The sequence below is a fragment of the Desulfovibrio psychrotolerans genome (genome assembly GCF_013340305.1).
GTDB lineage: Bacteria > Desulfobacterota > Desulfovibrionia > Desulfovibrionales > Desulfovibrionaceae > Halodesulfovibrio > Halodesulfovibrio psychrotolerans.
The window spans coordinates 461084-476105 of the sequence record NZ_BLVP01000008.1 but is presented as its reverse complement, the minus strand read 5'-3'; the positions used below and the strand labels follow the sequence as shown (position 1 = coordinate 476105).

The following is a 15022-nucleotide window of genomic DNA, read 5'->3' as shown; positions in this document are numbered from 1 at the left end:
ACACAGGGTCATTTCGCCAAATTCAACAAAAAATCACTTATATACCAAATAAATACACACTGGCACGCCACTTGCTATAGACAGGTCGAACTTCGTTGAAAACCCAAAACTAAGGATACGACCATGAAAAAGATTTTCTCCCTCCTGGCAGCAACACTTCTGGTGTTTGCCCTTACCGTTCCTGCTTCGGCATATGTACAGGACTGGACACTCGACCTCAGCGGCGCGGGCGGCTCCACCTACACAGGCGTTGAACTGCTCACCGTTGTGGGCGAAGGCACCGTCACCCAGAATCTGGGAGGCGACGGCATCCTGAATGACGGCGACACCTTCTCACTTTCCTCCTACCTCGCCACCATCCAGATCATAAACAACAACGGCAACCCCTTTGTAGACGGCTCGTTCTTCTTCCACAGCACCGACCTCGGCGGCTACGTCTATAACGTGGTTCCCGGTATCGGCAATCCCTTGGGCGTGTCCTCCCTCAACTACATGTACACCACCGGCTCCATGCAGCTGTACTATGGCGACCATAACAATATCGCCGGTTCCCAGCTGCTGATGGACATGAGCTTTGAATACGGCAAGGGTGACGGCGCACAGCCCGACCTCGGCGGCAACCTGTTCTCTGGTGCCACAGACATGATCTTTGAATTCGCCGCCTCCAACCCCGGCACCAACCTCTTCTCCCACGCCTCCTTCGGCGACCTTGAAGAGTTCCTGGCCGCCAACCCCCTGTATCAGGCCTTCTTGGTCTTCGACCTTAACAACAACCTGCTTCTGAATACGTTCGTAATGGGTGACGGCTTCTTCGATGTGGGCATCTCCGTAGGCGGCAACGTCTCCCTGATGGTCACCCCCGAGCCCTCCACCTTCCTCATCTTCGGCCTCGGGCTTCTGGGCCTCATCGCCTTCCGCAAAAGAATGGCACAGTAAAACAGCAACGCCTTAGTTCGGCGAGGTTTATCCGGGGGAGCGGGCAGCACCGCTCCCCCTGCTGTTTGTAAAACTTCCCGACACACATTCACATACCGCGCTTATCCGGTAATCCTCCCCCCCCGCCTGCACCGCCGCATTCCCGAGCGGCTCCTCGGCACGCTTCCTCATACAAACAAAAAACCCGCCATCCTTCCGGACAACGGGGTATCACATGCTCACCGCCCTGCGTGTTATCTGCCCGGCGTCCGGTTCATCACCCGGCGCAGGCTGGAAGCAATCTTCAGGAAAAACGGTTTTACGTCGTCCGCAGCAAACATGCCCAGCCGCAACGGCCCTTTCAGCATCCGTCGGCAATCCTGCAAAAAATAAGAAGGCTTCCGGGCAACCACCAGCAGATACGGCACCTCATTCACGTACAAAACGCCGTCACGCTGTTCAGAAATGTTCCCCGCGTCAATACCGCACGCATCCGCATAAGCAATCCACGGCAGATCAACCCCTGCATCCATGGCTATCTTATGAAACATTTCGCTCCGCGTACTCATCTCGATAAAATACAACCCGCCGTTCCCGCGCTTGAACTCCACCCCGCCAAGCCCCCGGTAGTCCACGGCTGAGATAAATGCTTCCCCCGCGCTTCGCAAATCCGCTATGGCATCGGTCATCCCCAAGGCCATAATTCCCGCTCCGGGCGGAAACTGCCGCAGCTTTCTCCCGGTGCAGCCATGCAGCCGTGCGCCATCAAGGCTCCTGTAAAACAGAAAAAACTCCACACTCTCATCGCCGCCCTCAATATAGTCCTGCACCACCACTTCGCCCCCGCCGTGCAGTACAGCCGCTGCGCGCTCCCGCAACGCCTCCCATGAAAATATGATATCCGCCTTGATGGACACCCCCCCGCCGGAATTCCAGTTGCAGGGCTTGAGCACCACGGGATACCGGAATTCACCCGCATACGCGTCAAGTGCTTCCGTCGCAGACACATGCCATGTGCCGGGCACCTGCAATCCGCTCCTGCGTGCCAGCGCATCAACCGTGTCCTTACCCATCAACATACGACAACCGTCCGCATCGCCCATCAGCACAATGAACCGGGCATCCAGTGCCTGCCTGTTGTCCGCAGCAAACGCGGCGTCCTCATCGGTGCAGTAATAGAGCACCGGTCGCCCCTCCGCACCTATGCGCTGCGCATACTCCGTCAGTGCAGCCAGCCTGTCCGCCCCCGATGCTGCGGGCAAGGCAACCCCGGCTGTGTAATACCGGCTGGCACGAAGAATATCCTGCTCCACCCCCCATGATACAACATGGACAGGAACGCCTCTTCTGCCAAGGCTCCGCATGATGGCAAGATAACTCCCCCACGCCCGCCCGGAAACCATAATCACTGCCGGTCTCATTACCAGTTCCCCCTTGCCGTCACTGTTCGCACACCCTGAAAACCGCACGAAATATCCATACGACGCAGCATCAATCAGGCTTAATCAGACGTAATCCGCCCTCTCCGTCATGACAGAATGGACAAAACCGACATACTCATCTGCCGGCTGCGCGAAAAACCGCTCAACATGGCGCACATCTACCGCGCCGAACTGCAACGCATGGTACATGGCAAGTCCCCTGAACGCATGGGCGTAGTCATTGTTGCGCGTCTGGCTGGCAAAGCAGGCAATCAGGTCCATCTTGCCGTCAATAAAACGGTCTATGTTCACAGCGGTGCTGGGAATGCACAACCCCCACACCTCGTAGGAATACACCTGCGCCTTCACCGGCGTTGCTTCCAGCGCCATGGCAAGTGCCTTGGCGGTATACGCATGCTCCAGATTATTATCGAGCACAGAGGGGGCAAAAATGGCATCAGGCGCGTACACCTTCAGAACAGCCGACAACCGGTCCGCCACCCGCCCTGCCGTCTGCCCGTCCACGGCGGGAAAACGCAAAAATTCCGGCTCATCGCATCCCATACGCCGCGCGCATTCCATGGATTCCCGCTCGCGGATATTCATAAGCTCCTCCCTTGTCATGCCCAGTGCGTGCTCCGCGCCGCAGCCATCCTGCACCACCACCGTCCGCGCATGTCCGCCTGCGTTCAGATGCGCCAGAACAGCCCCGCCGCAGCCTATGGCCTCATCGTCCTGATGCGGCGCAATAACAAGTACCTTCTTTCCGAAAGGCGGCGGAATCAAAATGGGCCGCAGCACGGCATTCAGCATGTTGCTTGCCAGAACCTGACGCCTGATCCTGTTGTCCAGATCGGCAAAAGAACCGGCCATAAAAAATTTGTAGTTGCGCCGTGCGTACAGAAGAGGAAGCAGCGTCCTGTATCCTCTGCGAATATATTCCCTCAGCATACCCTCTCCCTCTCCGTTGCCCGCCTGCTCCGAAACAATAAAGTGCCATAAGAAAACGGACAGTGGCCGTGCCGTCACGCCCGCTGTGTCATCACGGCACTATTCTGTACCTCGTAAGCCCCAGAAGATACCGCGATTCAAGCACACCGGCGGACCTGAACCCCGCCTTTGCAAAAGACCGTACAGATGCATGGTTTCCTTTCATCACCTGCGCAAAAACCCTGCATCCCTCTCCTGCCGCACTCACGGCATGCCGTATCAGGTAGCCGATCAACCCCTGTCCCCGGCATGCGTCATCGGTTGCGCACTTGGCTATCTCAATCGCCGGTTCCCGGTTCCATGCATACGCATCCTTGATAAACAGCACGCTCACCACCCGGCCCGAATCCTCAAGCACATAACAGCCCATAGCCTCATTCATATGCTTGGTTATCACAGACGCCGCATCGGCATGCCGCAAGCCGGACGGCATAAACGATTCAGGCCATATACGGGCTATGGCGGGCACATCCTCCGCCCCGGCGTCCCGTATGGTCATGCCCTCCGGCACACGGACACCAAGAGGTTCTGTCCGGGCCGCTTCCAGCAGCTCCATATGCCATACGGCATACATACGGTTCCGTACCCGCCTCAGAATGAAGGGCACCTCCCCTCTGCACACAAGTCTCCCCAACTCCCCAAGCTTCCCCATTGTCATCCTCCGCCGTCTTCCACCACATGACAGATTCCCTACCCTGCGGACCCTGCGCTTTTGCGCCGCCTGCATCACTGTCTTAACCGCTGCCCTCATCACCTTCAGGCCCGCTCCGGCGGCAGAACGGCCTGTTCCGTTTCACAGGCAATACGCTTAAACAGGCACCGGAACCCGTCACTTGTCGTTAGACCTGCCGCAAAGCGTTTCCGGTAGTGCACCGTCCGCATATTCCATGCCCACGGCCCGTCGCACCATCACGGCAAGCAGTGCCTGTCCGGGCGGGCTAAGGTGTAACCCGTCTGACGAAAATTCCTTCCGCAGGCGGCCTTGCCCGTCCGCAAAACAGGGCGCTATCTCCGCAAAAAGTAATCCGTTCCGCCCGCACATGGCGGCTAATTCTCTGTTCACCTGCTCCAGCACCTGCGGCGAACGGGTGGCCAGATGCTCACCGGAAACAGGCAGCACGCTGCACACCACCACCCTGCAACCGGCATGACGTGCCGCCAGTCCCAGCCGTTCCACGGCGGCTACCGTTTCCTCCGGCGAAACACCGGTCCCCAGATCGTTGGTACCCAGCAAAATAACTATATCCGTGGCTTCTGCCGCTGCCTTCACAAGGTCCGGCAGCGCATCCACGGCAAGCCGCCCGGAAACGGAACGGTTCCTGTACGGAGCAAGCCCGAAGTGCCGGGCCAGCGACATCTGCGCCATCAGGGAATCTCCGAACAACACCACCGACCTGTGCCTGTACACGCCGCACGCCGCAGCCAATGTCTCCCACGCGCGATTATCAGCTGCCAGACGCGTCCCTGCGGCTGCACTCGTCACCAGAAGCAGCAACACGCCCGCAATGAGCATTCTCCAGCCGTACCCTGCGCCGGAATGGCTCATTGCCGTCCCCCGCTCCTTCCCAGTGTCCACGGCATATAGCGGTTCACCACGATAAGGGCGGGCGTGAGCAGCAGCAGATTCACCACGGTCTGCAGCAGCCCGAATCCCATGGGAGGCAGCAGAGCGGGGGTTATGCCCAGCAAAGCGAACAGGCGGGAAGAAATGGCACCGGGATACCCGTGCAGCAGGTATATGAGCAGGCTGTTGGCCCCAAGAAAGGAAAACACTGCGTTACGGGGCATGCAGCCGCCTGCGAATATGGCCAGCAGAATGCCGCAAAAGGCCAGCAGGTAGGCATAGGCGTAGTTGTCCACATGGCCTATGGTTTCCATGCCGTAGGCAGGATACCCCCAGTGAAATGACAGCGCAAAAACCACAGCGGCTGCCACCGCAACAGCCGCGCGCACCTGCAATCCGTAGCTGCGGTAAACATACCCGGCAGCATAGAACCCCAGCGCGTTCATGGCGTGCACCAAGGTACCGGCATACGGCACAAGGGCATACCCCTCAAAAAGATGGTGCAGCAGGGCGCACCCGGCAACCAGCACCGGCAGAACCGTTATGCTCACCCAAGGGTACAACTGCCGGAACAGAAGCGAAACCACAAACAGCACAGGCAAAAACCAGTACTGCCCCAGCATGAGCAAATCCCGGAGCGGTTGAAAAAGATACGCCCCCGGCTCTCCCCCGTGCAGCACCGTTACCCGTAAAATCCATATCCCCCATGCCACCAGCCCGAAGAACAGGTAGGGCAGCATGAGCGTACGCGCCTTGTTCACAGTAAATTGCATGAAGGAACGACCGGGCGAAAAAAAAGCCCCGGAGAGAAAAAAGAACAGATGCATATGAAAACCGTAAATGACAGCCTTGGCCGCCTCCGGGATGAACGCATGCCCCAGCACCACAAGAACAATCGCCATGCCGCGCGTATTGTCTGCCCAGACCAGACGTTCAGCCCGGGAAGCCTGCAACTCCCGCGCGCCGTTCCAAAAATATGACGTTGCAAGCTTCTCAGACCCGCTCATGCGCCGCCTCCTGCTTCCACCCCGCAACAGCCCTGCGCAGCCATTTCGCCACCAGAGCCGCCTCCCCGGCATACTTGGGCGGTCCCAGCCGCCGCAGAGGAGAGGCAAAATAGCCCCACACCCCGCGCGCGCCCAATCCGGCTCGGTGGCACACATTCAGCCACTTCACGGCAACCGTCCGCTCCAGATCGCGCCGTTCAATCCCAAAACGCTCCGCGCCCGTGCGGGCGTAATACTGCAAAAGTTCTCCGATTTCCGGCACGGCCACGCTGTCCACAGGCGTATCCGTCTCCGCCAGAATATCGTGCAGGAGCACCTGTTCCGGCAGCAGTCCGGGAAACACGCGCCGCGAATACCGGCTGCGCACCACCCCGCGCTTTTCCCGCATGGCGCGCCCCTGCTGTTCCGTCACCTGCCCTGCATGCCTGCGGTACCGGACAAGCACCTCAGGCAGGTTCGCAAGCCCCGTGCCGTGCGACAGCCGCTCTATAAAATCGTAATCCTCGGCCTGACGCAGTGTTTCGTCGTACATAACCCCGGTCTGCCGCACCGCATCCATGCGCACCATAAGCGAAGAATGCGCATAAGGATTGCCGAACAGCATGGCACACCGAATGGCCGAATCGCTCTGCGGATATGCCACCCGGTACGGTTCCAGCCCCTCGCCGAACACCTCCACCGCGCCGCCGCAGCACCCCGTCTGCGGATGAGCCTCCATAAACGCTGCCTGCCGGGCAAGCCGCCCCGGCAGCATCAGGTCATCCGCATCCAGACGGGCATAATAGCTGCCCCGTGCAAGCTGCATCCCCCTGTTGGTCGCCGCGCTCACCCCGCCGTTTACAGCCATGCGCACCAGCCGGATACGCGCATCGTCAAACGCCGCCACCCGAGCAGACGTGTCATCGGTCGAGCAGTCGTCCACAACCAGCAGTTCAAAAGAGACCTCCTGCTGCGCAAGCACGCTGGCGATGCTCTCGCCTATAAACGCCCCGGCGTTGTAGGCGGGCATAATCACCGTCACCAAGGGGGTATCGTTGCCGCTCACACAAGCCTCCGGTCAGCTGCCGCACACCATCCGGCTGTGTTTGCCGAAAATGCGTTTAACGCTCATGACAAAGAGCATGCTCGTGCCCAGAATCGCCGCATAAAACAGCATGAGCAAAAAGACGCTCCCCTCCGTTGCCCCACCCCCGGCCCGATTCACCACAAGCTTGAAGACGCTTATCAAATAGCTGTGCACAAAAAAGATGCCGAAGCTCATGGTGGCAAACAGGTCCATCCTCTTGCCGATAACATGTTCAAAACGGACCAGCAGCCCGATGTAGAAAGGACACTGCACAATATGCTGCACAAAATTCAACCGCTTGGCGTACATACTCTGAAAATCAGAGCCGTATTCAAGAAGCCCCAGCGCCGTCACTGTAAAAAACAGTAGCAGCAGCACATCTCCCCTGCTGAGAATAGGATTAAAGCGCTCTCGATACCTGCACAGGAACATGCCAAAAAAGTACACAAAGGCATAATGCAGATACGACTGCAACTGATACGGACCACCCCGCCACACAAAAAGGCCGATGATAAAAAATAGCGGGAGCAGGTAATACAGCCAGCCACGCCTGTCGCCATGTATATAAAATGGAGAAAGGAAGAAGTGGATAAAAATCATGGGAATGAACCAGAACGGCACAAGCTGTGCCCCCACAAGATAAAATTCCACCACCCGCAGCAGCCATGGCCATTCGTTCACATATTCCATTCCTGCACGCTGAGCGAAAAGAGTAAAATAGAGTACTCCGGGAACAGACATGATCACATACGGCATACCCACATTCAAAAATTTTGACTTCAAATACTTGCCGTAGTTGTATTTGTAAGAAAGGTACTGAAAGAGATAGCCAGCAATAAAAACGAACAACACCGTTCCGTTCGTGAACACCACGTGCACCACGTCCGCAACCACCCGGTTCGCACTCCAGTCAAAGGCAGAAAGACAATGACCAAGCACAATGTACAATATGGCTATACCTCTAAAATTGTTTATGTAGTTCAAAAATTCTTTTCGCATACTGCTCCCGCCCCCTTTCCCTCTTCAGACCATATGTTCCACATACCCGGCGGCTCCCTTGTCCGAAACCACCTGCGCCGGAACCCCCAGCACAACGGCATTATCGGGCACATCTCTGGTCACCAGACTGTTGGCGGAGATAAGCACGTTGCTGCCCACCGCCACCTTGCCCGCCACCACCGCCCCCGGTCCCACATACACACGGCTGCCGATTGTGGGCACCCCCATGTGCCCGCCCCGGTTCGCCTGCCCCAGCGTCACGTTCTGGCTAATATTCACGTTATCCCCCAGCACACTCTCCCCGTGCAGCGTTATGCCGTGACAGTGGCTTATATATATGCCCACGCCCACCCGCATGTTCACACACATCTCCACACAGCACCTGCGGCACAAGGCCCCAAAGAGGTACCGGAACACTCCGTACAGCGGCAGAAAATCCCTGCGGCTCCACACGGCAAGCCGCTTGTAAACCATCAGCCGCAGGCCGGGTTCCCGACGCATGGTCCGCCACAGCCCCCCCATGCCCCGCGCTCCGCCGTATCGGAACAGGTCAGCCGCAATGGCTGCCCGCGTACCTTCCCAACTCTCTCCCACGCCCGTCTCCTTTCGCCGCCCGCCAGCCGCATTCCATCGCCTGCGTTCCCCGCAACACGCCGGACTCGCGCACTCAACCCCGTCCGTGCATCATTCAGGCAGATGCGGCCCCACCCACGCACCCGCCCCGAAGGTGGTCAGGAACATCTGCGAGGCATCGGCGGGATGAAAGTCTATCCCCTGCACGCTGGCAAACGGAAACGACTCCGCATTACGCCACGTCCCGCCCCGGTCGCGCGATATCCACAATCCCGTCTGCGCCCCTCCCAAATAGACAAGAGAGGCATCGTCGGGATGCAGGGCCACCGCCATCATCCTGTCATAACTCCAGCGGGTGTCTGAGGCCTTGAACACATGCGCCCACCGCCTGCCCCCGTCCTCTGTGCGCCACACGCCGCCAAAATGGGGTTTGTTCCCCGGCACACTGGCCACAGCCACAAAGATGCGGCCTTCATCCGCAGGGTCCACCACAAATGCCGTGGGCCAGATAACCGGCGTGCCCTGCATGAGATTGGTCCACGAAAGCCCGTCATTCTCCGACTTCCACAGTCCGCCGGGGGTCATCACATTCTTGCCGCCCACCACATCGCGCTTGGCTGTCACAAGGCAAAACAGGTTCCCGTTTTGCGGATTACGCCAAAGCCGCAGCGCATGCATATTCTTGGGGTCCATATTGGCGGTAATGTTCTGCCACACCACGCCGCCGTCACGCGAGACAAACACGCCGGCCCCGTAGACGGTCGCATACAGCACGCGGCTGCCGGTCAGGGCATCCATATGGATAATCACATCCGTGCACGGCAGTTCGGGCAATCCTTTCAGGGGTGCCCATGTGGTGCCAAAATCGGACGAGACAACCACCCCGCCTATGTTCCACGCCTTGTTCCACCCAGCAAGCTGCGACCAATTGGGAATATCGTGCCTGTTGGCGGCTGCGGCATACATCTTTCCCGGCACCTGCGGGTCAAACCGCACCCGGTAAAACGTATTGGGCCACGGGGAACCTTTGGCGGCATAACTCCACGTCCTGCCCCCGTCCTCAGAGCGAATGAACCCTATGTCCGTAAACGCCACATAGTGCCTCTCAGGCTCCCACGGGTCGACCAGATACTGAAAACAGGTCGTCATCTCCAGCCCCACACTCGCAAACCGGGGGGTCTTCCCGTCCGCGAGCAGGCCCATGGGCCGGTTTATCAAAAACTTCCACGAGTCTCCGCCGTCCCGTGTCATGTAAAAATCACCCTGCGTCGTCACCAGCGCCACGTCCGGGTCCGCCATGGAGGCATAGAATCCGTTGTTGGTAAAAAAATACCCCCACCGCATCTGTGTCTGCACCCATGAATAGGTAACGTTCTGCCGCAACCCGGAATACCGGAAAACCTCCGCCCAGCGACTTCCGCCGTCAGCGGATTTCCACAGCCGCTTGCCGCGTATGCCGTCAATCTCCATCATCCACGCCACACGGGTCTGCCCGCCCGGTATCTGGATAATGACCTGATGCGCGTACTCCGCCACCTGTTGCCAGCCCGCCCCGTAATCCACGGAGCGGAACACCCCCCTGTCCTTCACCGTGGCCAGCAGCAGGGCATGTTCACCGTCATGCGACCCGGCAAGCGCCTGCATCTCTCCCTCGCTTTCTATCGGCGCATTAACCGGATGCCACGTATCCCCCGCGTCATCAGAGCGCATCATGCGGCCGCCGCTCATAACCATCAGCACGTCGCCCAGCACTATGGGCGGCAGGCAGTCCCCTTCCAGCACCATGTCCCATCTGTCTTTATCAATATCGCAACGCCACAGGTCCTCGCGGGTGGCCACAAAAAGATACCGCTTACCGCCCGGCACGGCTGCCCAGTCTGCCCTTTCTGTCCTGTCTGGCTGGCCTGTCCGATCTGGCTGGTCTGTCCGGTCTGGCTGGCCTGGCATGGCACGCACAGGGGTCACGGCGGTCATGCCCACAATATGCCTGCGCGGTTTCCACGGCCACGGCACATTGCTCCACGCCTTGCCCTTATCCACGCTCACCATGGGCGAAAGCCGCGAATACCAGTACACCCGGTCATGAAAATAGGCGGGCGGCGCGGAGCCGGCGACATCCTTTATATTGTCGCTGCGCACCAGCGACCAGTTCTCTCCCCCGTCGTGGGAGTAGTACACGCCGCTCATGTCGCTGCCCACCAGCATGAAATCCCTGTCAAACGGCGACACGGAAGGAGAAAAGATGCCGCCGCCGCCACCTATGCCCCGCACGGAAAACACGCCATCTGCTGCCCCCGCCACCACCGGAAAAACGGACAGGAGCACAGCGGTCAGCAACACCGCACACTGCAAACGCGCCGCCCATGCACCAACAAACCGATACACCACCATACCTGCTCCTTTCCCCGGCAGCGGGCACGGCAAAGGCACAACGCCACGCCGTTCCCAGCCCCCGTTCCTATCGTCCACCGCTCAACGCGCTCTGTAGTGAAGAATAACCCACCTTGCACAACTCCCGCACAGGCTCCAGACCAGCACCATACCGCATAGCACTCAGGGCAGACCGGGCGGCATCACCCAACCTCCCCTTTTTCCGCATCCAGTACGCATGCTCCATATACTCCTGAACAAGACGCTTCCGGAGCGTCTTCCTGTACCGAGCAAAATCCTCATCACGCATATACGACTCAAACAGCTTGATATGATTCTCCACACAGCAGATACTTCTATCCAGCGATGCAGCCGTTATGCCGCCTGCGTGCCTGTTGTATATTCCGGTAACATCATTGGCGCAGGCCATAACATGCCCGCCTCTTCTGCTCAGCCGAACACAAAAATCCAAATCGTCAACAGAGAACATTTCTTCATCAAAATACATGCCTTCAAAGGCAGACGCTTTGGCAACCAAAGCCTGCATATGAATGAACGATTCATTCAGCAGCACTTTCACCACATCACCTTCAAGCACATAAAGGCATCCGGAAACATGCCGCCTGTCCATTGCCTGAAAAAGCGGCTTCCTTTCAAACCAATTAAAAAGATGCTCTCCAGTTTCATAATCAACCACGGAGAAATCATTAAAAACGATATCAACCCCATCTCGCTCGCAATATTCTATGCTCTTTTTGAGATGCCCGGGAAGCCATACATCATCTGAATCAAGAAAGCTTATATACTTTCCGTTGGCATTCATAAGTCCGGTATTTCTCCCCCCGGCAGGCCCTTTTCTTCTCACATTTCGCATGATCCATATATTCGGGTACGTCCTTTGCATCTCAGAAACAAGTTCCCATGTCGTGTCTGAAGACCAATCGTCCACCACAAGCAGTTCCAGATCATCCATTCCCTGCTCGGCAACAACGCTGAGAATCGCCTTCTCAATAAACCGCTCACTGTTGTAGGCAGGCATGATCACGGAAACAAGAACAGACATGACATCTCCTTTGTGCTGCAACAAAGCGTTCCCCAAAAACATCAGTGCTTACGGCCCCACCAACATCGGTATCCGCCCCCGGAAGGCACGCCGCGCCGCCCTTCCGCCTGCCGCTCGCCTTCCCCGCACAGGCTGTCCGCCGCTTCTTCCGGGCTTCGTCCACATCTCGTCCATATTCGTCCGGCTCGTCCGTCTCCGCCCGACTCAATCCCCGGTCACGCCCACTTAACCCCCCGGAAAATAACACTTTTATCAATTCTCTCCCGGTGCGACAGAACAAACTCCATCAGCTCCCCAAGCACCTCGTCCGTCAGCAGCGTCGGCTCAAGACCAAGCCCAATCAATCCCGTATGTGCCGGATTATAATAATGTTTTTCAAGCTCCTTGCGCGGATTCGGCAAATTCTGAACAGTAACCCCAAGCCCCATATCCTTACCCACCCGGCACACCATCTCCGCCAGTTGGTTCACAGAAAAAGTCTCCGTAAACTGGTTAAATATCTTCAATTCTCCCCTCTCCGCCGGATTCTCCATCGCCAGCCGCACACAGCTCAGCGTATCCCGCAGGTTCAAATATCCCCGCGTCTGCCCGCCCTGCCCGTATACGGTGAGCGGGTATCCCGCCACAGCCTGCACCACAAACCGGTTCAGCACCGTTCCGAACAGCTCGTCATAATTGAAGAAAGGCAGCAATCCCGCATCATGCCCCGTCTCTTGCGTAAACACGCCGTACACCGGCCCCTGCATCAGGTCAGTCACCCGTATGCCCCACGTACGCACGTAGAACCACAGCAGATCCGTATCCATAATCTTGGTGGTGTGGTACAGGCTCGATGCCTGCCGGGGGTACATAAACCGGTGGCTGCGCCCCTTGTGCTCCACGTCCAGCCAGCCTTCCTCAATGTCTATGTTCGGCGTGCCGTACTCGCCCATGGTTCCCAGCTTCACGATGTGTGCATCCGGGCAGAACTCGCGCACGGCGAACACCATATTGGCCGTTACCTGCAAATTGTTGTTCAGCGTCAACGTAGCGGAACGCCTGTCCAGCATGGAATACGGCGCAGAGGGCTGCTCCGCGTAGTGCACCACCACCTCCGGCTGAAAATCGCGAAAAACGTCCGCTGTCACATCCCATTGGGCCAGATCGCCAAAATAGGTCTGTATCCTGTGACCCGAAAGACTCTCCCACAACCTCACCCGCTCATGCAGGTTGGGCACGGGATAGAGTGCCTGCGCATTCACCTCACGGCAGATATTTCTGCGCAGGTAGTTATCCACCACGGCAACAGTGTGCCCGTGCGCGGAAAGATGCATGGCCGTAGGCCAGCCAAGGTATCCGTCACCACCCAGAATCAAAACGTTCATCACTCCCCCCGGTTGTTGCGCGGCTATTCGGCCAACAGGTCATGCGCCAGCAAAAACTGCCGCAGGGCTTCCTGCGTCAGCGGGGCCTCATTGCCGGAATGATACGGCTCAGCCACGGACTCACGCAGCAATCCATTGTAATTATACTGTATTTCCTTGTAGTAATTCCTGAACGCCGGCAAAACCACAAAATAGCGTTCCAATTCCAGCGTACGTCGCGTTTCTTCCAGACTCATCAATTCCTCATACATCTTCTCACCGGGCTTGGAGCCGATAATGGCTATCTCCACGCTGTCCGGGTCGTGCCCATACCTCGGAGCCAGTTCCCTGATCATCACCTCCGCAAGGTCCCGTATGCGTATGACCGGCATCTTGGTGATAAAAACTTCTCCTCCCCGCACATCAGTGGAAGAGTCGATCACCAGCTCAGCCGCCTCCTGAATGCTCATAATGAAACGGGTCATGGAATTATCGGTAACAGTAACGGGACCGCCCCGCCGGATCTGCTCCCGGAAGATGGGAATGACTGACCCGCGCGAGCCAAGCACGTTGCCAAACCGGGTGGACGCAAACCGCGTCACCCCGTTGCGTGCGTTGCTGTTTGCCGCCGTCATAAGCCGCTCCCCCATGAGCTTGGATGTGCCCATAACGTTGGTGGGGTTCACCGCCTTGTCCGAACTGGTAAAAATCACGCGGTCCACCCGGCAAGCTGTTGCCGCCTCAATAATGTTCTGCACGCCCACAATATTGTTCTGCACGGCCTGCATGGGCGCACGCTCACACAGTCCCACATGCTTGAAGGCAGCGGCATGAAAGACGATATCCACATCCTCCATCTTGGCCTTAAGGTCCTGCTGGTCGCGGATATCCGAAAGAAAGAAGGTCATGCCGCCACGCCCGTTCCACTCCTGTTCGGCAAAAAACAGTTCGCTCTCGTTGTTATCCAGCCCGATGAGCTCCCCCACCCCGTATGTGTGGACAAGATGTGTAACCAGTTCCTTGCCCACAGTGCCGCAGCAGCCTGTGACCATGACCCGCTTGTCCGAAAAAAACGATTTCATGCAACGCTCTCCTGTTCCGGTATATTGCGCCTGTCTCTGACAACGCGGGCAGGATTTCCCACCGCAACCGCATAGTCCGGTATGTCGTTTACAACCACACTGCCTGCTCCGATAACGCACTTGCGGCCCACATTGGCCATAATAACGGCCTTGTTGCCTATCCAGCTGTCCTCGCCAATGTGCACTACCTCGTGCCTGCGTCCCTGCAGGCGAATGGGGGTATCCACATCATCGAAAACATGATTCCTTCTTCCTCCGATAACGGAAACATAGCTGCCGATTATGCTATCCTTGCCGATGACCGATTCCGCGATGATGCTGTACGGGCCGATATAGACCCCTTCCCCGATGGAAACGTCCGCATAGGGAAGCAGTACACCGAAATCCAGCGCCACGGACCGATGGCACGAGCGCAGAACCGCTCCGTAAAACTCGGCCCGTGCATACCGCCCCACCACGCCGGGCAGCAGGGCAAGCACCTGTGTACACCCCGGTGAAAGCACCCCGGAGCCTCCCGCGAGTACGCGGTTCAGCAGCACCAGCGGCAGCACCGTCAGGGCAAAAAGCAGACGGACAGCTTTCTTTACCGTTTCCCGCACGGCATTCTCTCCTGTTCCTGTGCAACGTCC

The 15022-nt window shown here is 57.9% G+C and carries 14 protein-coding genes; 1 reads left to right on the top strand and 13 read right to left on the bottom strand.

Annotated elements, in window-relative coordinates; genetic code table 11:
- Positions 1-123: 123 nt before the first annotated feature.
- Positions 124-936 carry a PEP-CTERM sorting domain-containing protein gene (locus tag HUV26_RS09845; RefSeq protein ID WP_174409929.1) on the top strand — a complete coding sequence of 271 codons (813 nt, stop codon included), beginning with the start codon at positions 124-126 and terminating at the stop codon, positions 934-936.
- A gap of 233 nt (positions 937-1169) precedes the next feature.
- On the opposite strand, the gene HUV26_RS09840 is transcribed toward HUV26_RS09845, so the two are convergent.
- The 13 genes from HUV26_RS09840 to HUV26_RS09780 all read right to left on the bottom strand — a co-directional run bounded on the left by HUV26_RS09840 (position 1170) and on the right by HUV26_RS09780 (position 14992).
- Positions 1170-2336 (bottom strand): carboxylate--amine ligase, encoded by a 1167-nt coding sequence (locus HUV26_RS09840; protein WP_174409928.1) that lies wholly within the window; start codon positions 2334-2336, stop codon positions 1170-1172.
- Between the two features lie 84 nt (positions 2337-2420).
- Positions 2421-3287 (bottom strand): PIG-L deacetylase family protein, encoded by an 867-nt coding sequence (locus tag HUV26_RS09835; protein WP_174409927.1) that lies wholly within the window; start codon positions 3285-3287, stop codon positions 2421-2423.
- A gap of 91 nt (positions 3288-3378) precedes the next feature.
- The gene (locus HUV26_RS09830) at positions 3379-3900 is read right to left on the bottom strand and encodes a GNAT family N-acetyltransferase (protein ID WP_174409926.1); all 522 of its coding nucleotides are present in this window, start codon (positions 3898-3900) and stop codon (positions 3379-3381) included.
- Between the two features lie 255 nt (positions 3901-4155).
- Positions 4156-4872, bottom strand: coding sequence for an SGNH/GDSL hydrolase family protein (locus HUV26_RS09825; RefSeq protein ID WP_174409925.1), 717 nt, complete (start codon positions 4870-4872; stop codon positions 4156-4158).
- Positions 4869-5897 (bottom strand): acyltransferase family protein, encoded by a 1029-nt coding sequence (locus HUV26_RS09820; RefSeq protein ID WP_174409924.1) that lies wholly within the window; start codon positions 5895-5897, stop codon positions 4869-4871. The genes HUV26_RS09825 and HUV26_RS09820 overlap by 4 nt, the downstream gene beginning before the upstream one ends.
- Positions 5884-6942 carry a glycosyltransferase family 2 protein gene (locus HUV26_RS09815; RefSeq protein WP_174409923.1) on the bottom strand — a complete coding sequence of 353 codons (1059 nt, stop codon included), beginning with the start codon at positions 6940-6942 and terminating at the stop codon, positions 5884-5886. Before HUV26_RS09815 ends, HUV26_RS09820 begins: the two co-directional genes overlap by 14 nt.
- 12 nt (positions 6943-6954) lie before the next feature.
- The gene (locus HUV26_RS09810) at positions 6955-7962 is read right to left on the bottom strand and encodes an acyltransferase family protein (protein ID WP_174409922.1); all 1008 of its coding nucleotides are present in this window, start codon (positions 7960-7962) and stop codon (positions 6955-6957) included.
- A 24-nt stretch (positions 7963-7986) separates the two neighbouring features.
- Entirely contained in the window at positions 7987-8556 is a 570-nt protein-coding gene (locus HUV26_RS09805; RefSeq protein WP_174409921.1) for a serine acetyltransferase, read from the bottom strand.
- Positions 8557-8646: 90 nt separating this feature from the next.
- Entirely contained in the window at positions 8647-10926 is a 2280-nt protein-coding gene (locus tag HUV26_RS09800; RefSeq protein ID WP_174409920.1) for a sialidase family protein, read from the bottom strand.
- A gap of 67 nt (positions 10927-10993) precedes the next feature.
- Positions 10994-11968 carry a glycosyltransferase family 2 protein gene (locus tag HUV26_RS09795; protein WP_174409919.1) on the bottom strand — a complete coding sequence of 325 codons (975 nt, stop codon included), beginning with the start codon at positions 11966-11968 and terminating at the stop codon, positions 10994-10996.
- 215 nt (positions 11969-12183) lie between these two features.
- Positions 12184-13332 carry an NAD-dependent epimerase/dehydratase family protein gene (locus HUV26_RS09790; protein ID WP_174409918.1) on the bottom strand — a complete coding sequence of 383 codons (1149 nt, stop codon included), beginning with the start codon at positions 13330-13332 and terminating at the stop codon, positions 12184-12186.
- A gap of 23 nt (positions 13333-13355) precedes the next feature.
- Complete coding sequence (locus HUV26_RS09785) at positions 13356-14393, bottom strand: polysaccharide biosynthesis protein (protein WP_174409917.1); 1038 nt, start codon at positions 14391-14393, stop codon at positions 13356-13358.
- Positions 14390-14992: an acyltransferase gene (locus HUV26_RS09780; RefSeq protein ID WP_174409916.1), complete on the bottom strand. Its 603-nt coding sequence runs from the start codon at positions 14990-14992 to the stop codon at positions 14390-14392. The genes HUV26_RS09785 and HUV26_RS09780 overlap by 4 nt, the downstream gene beginning before the upstream one ends.
- Positions 14993-15022 lie beyond the last annotated feature (30 nt).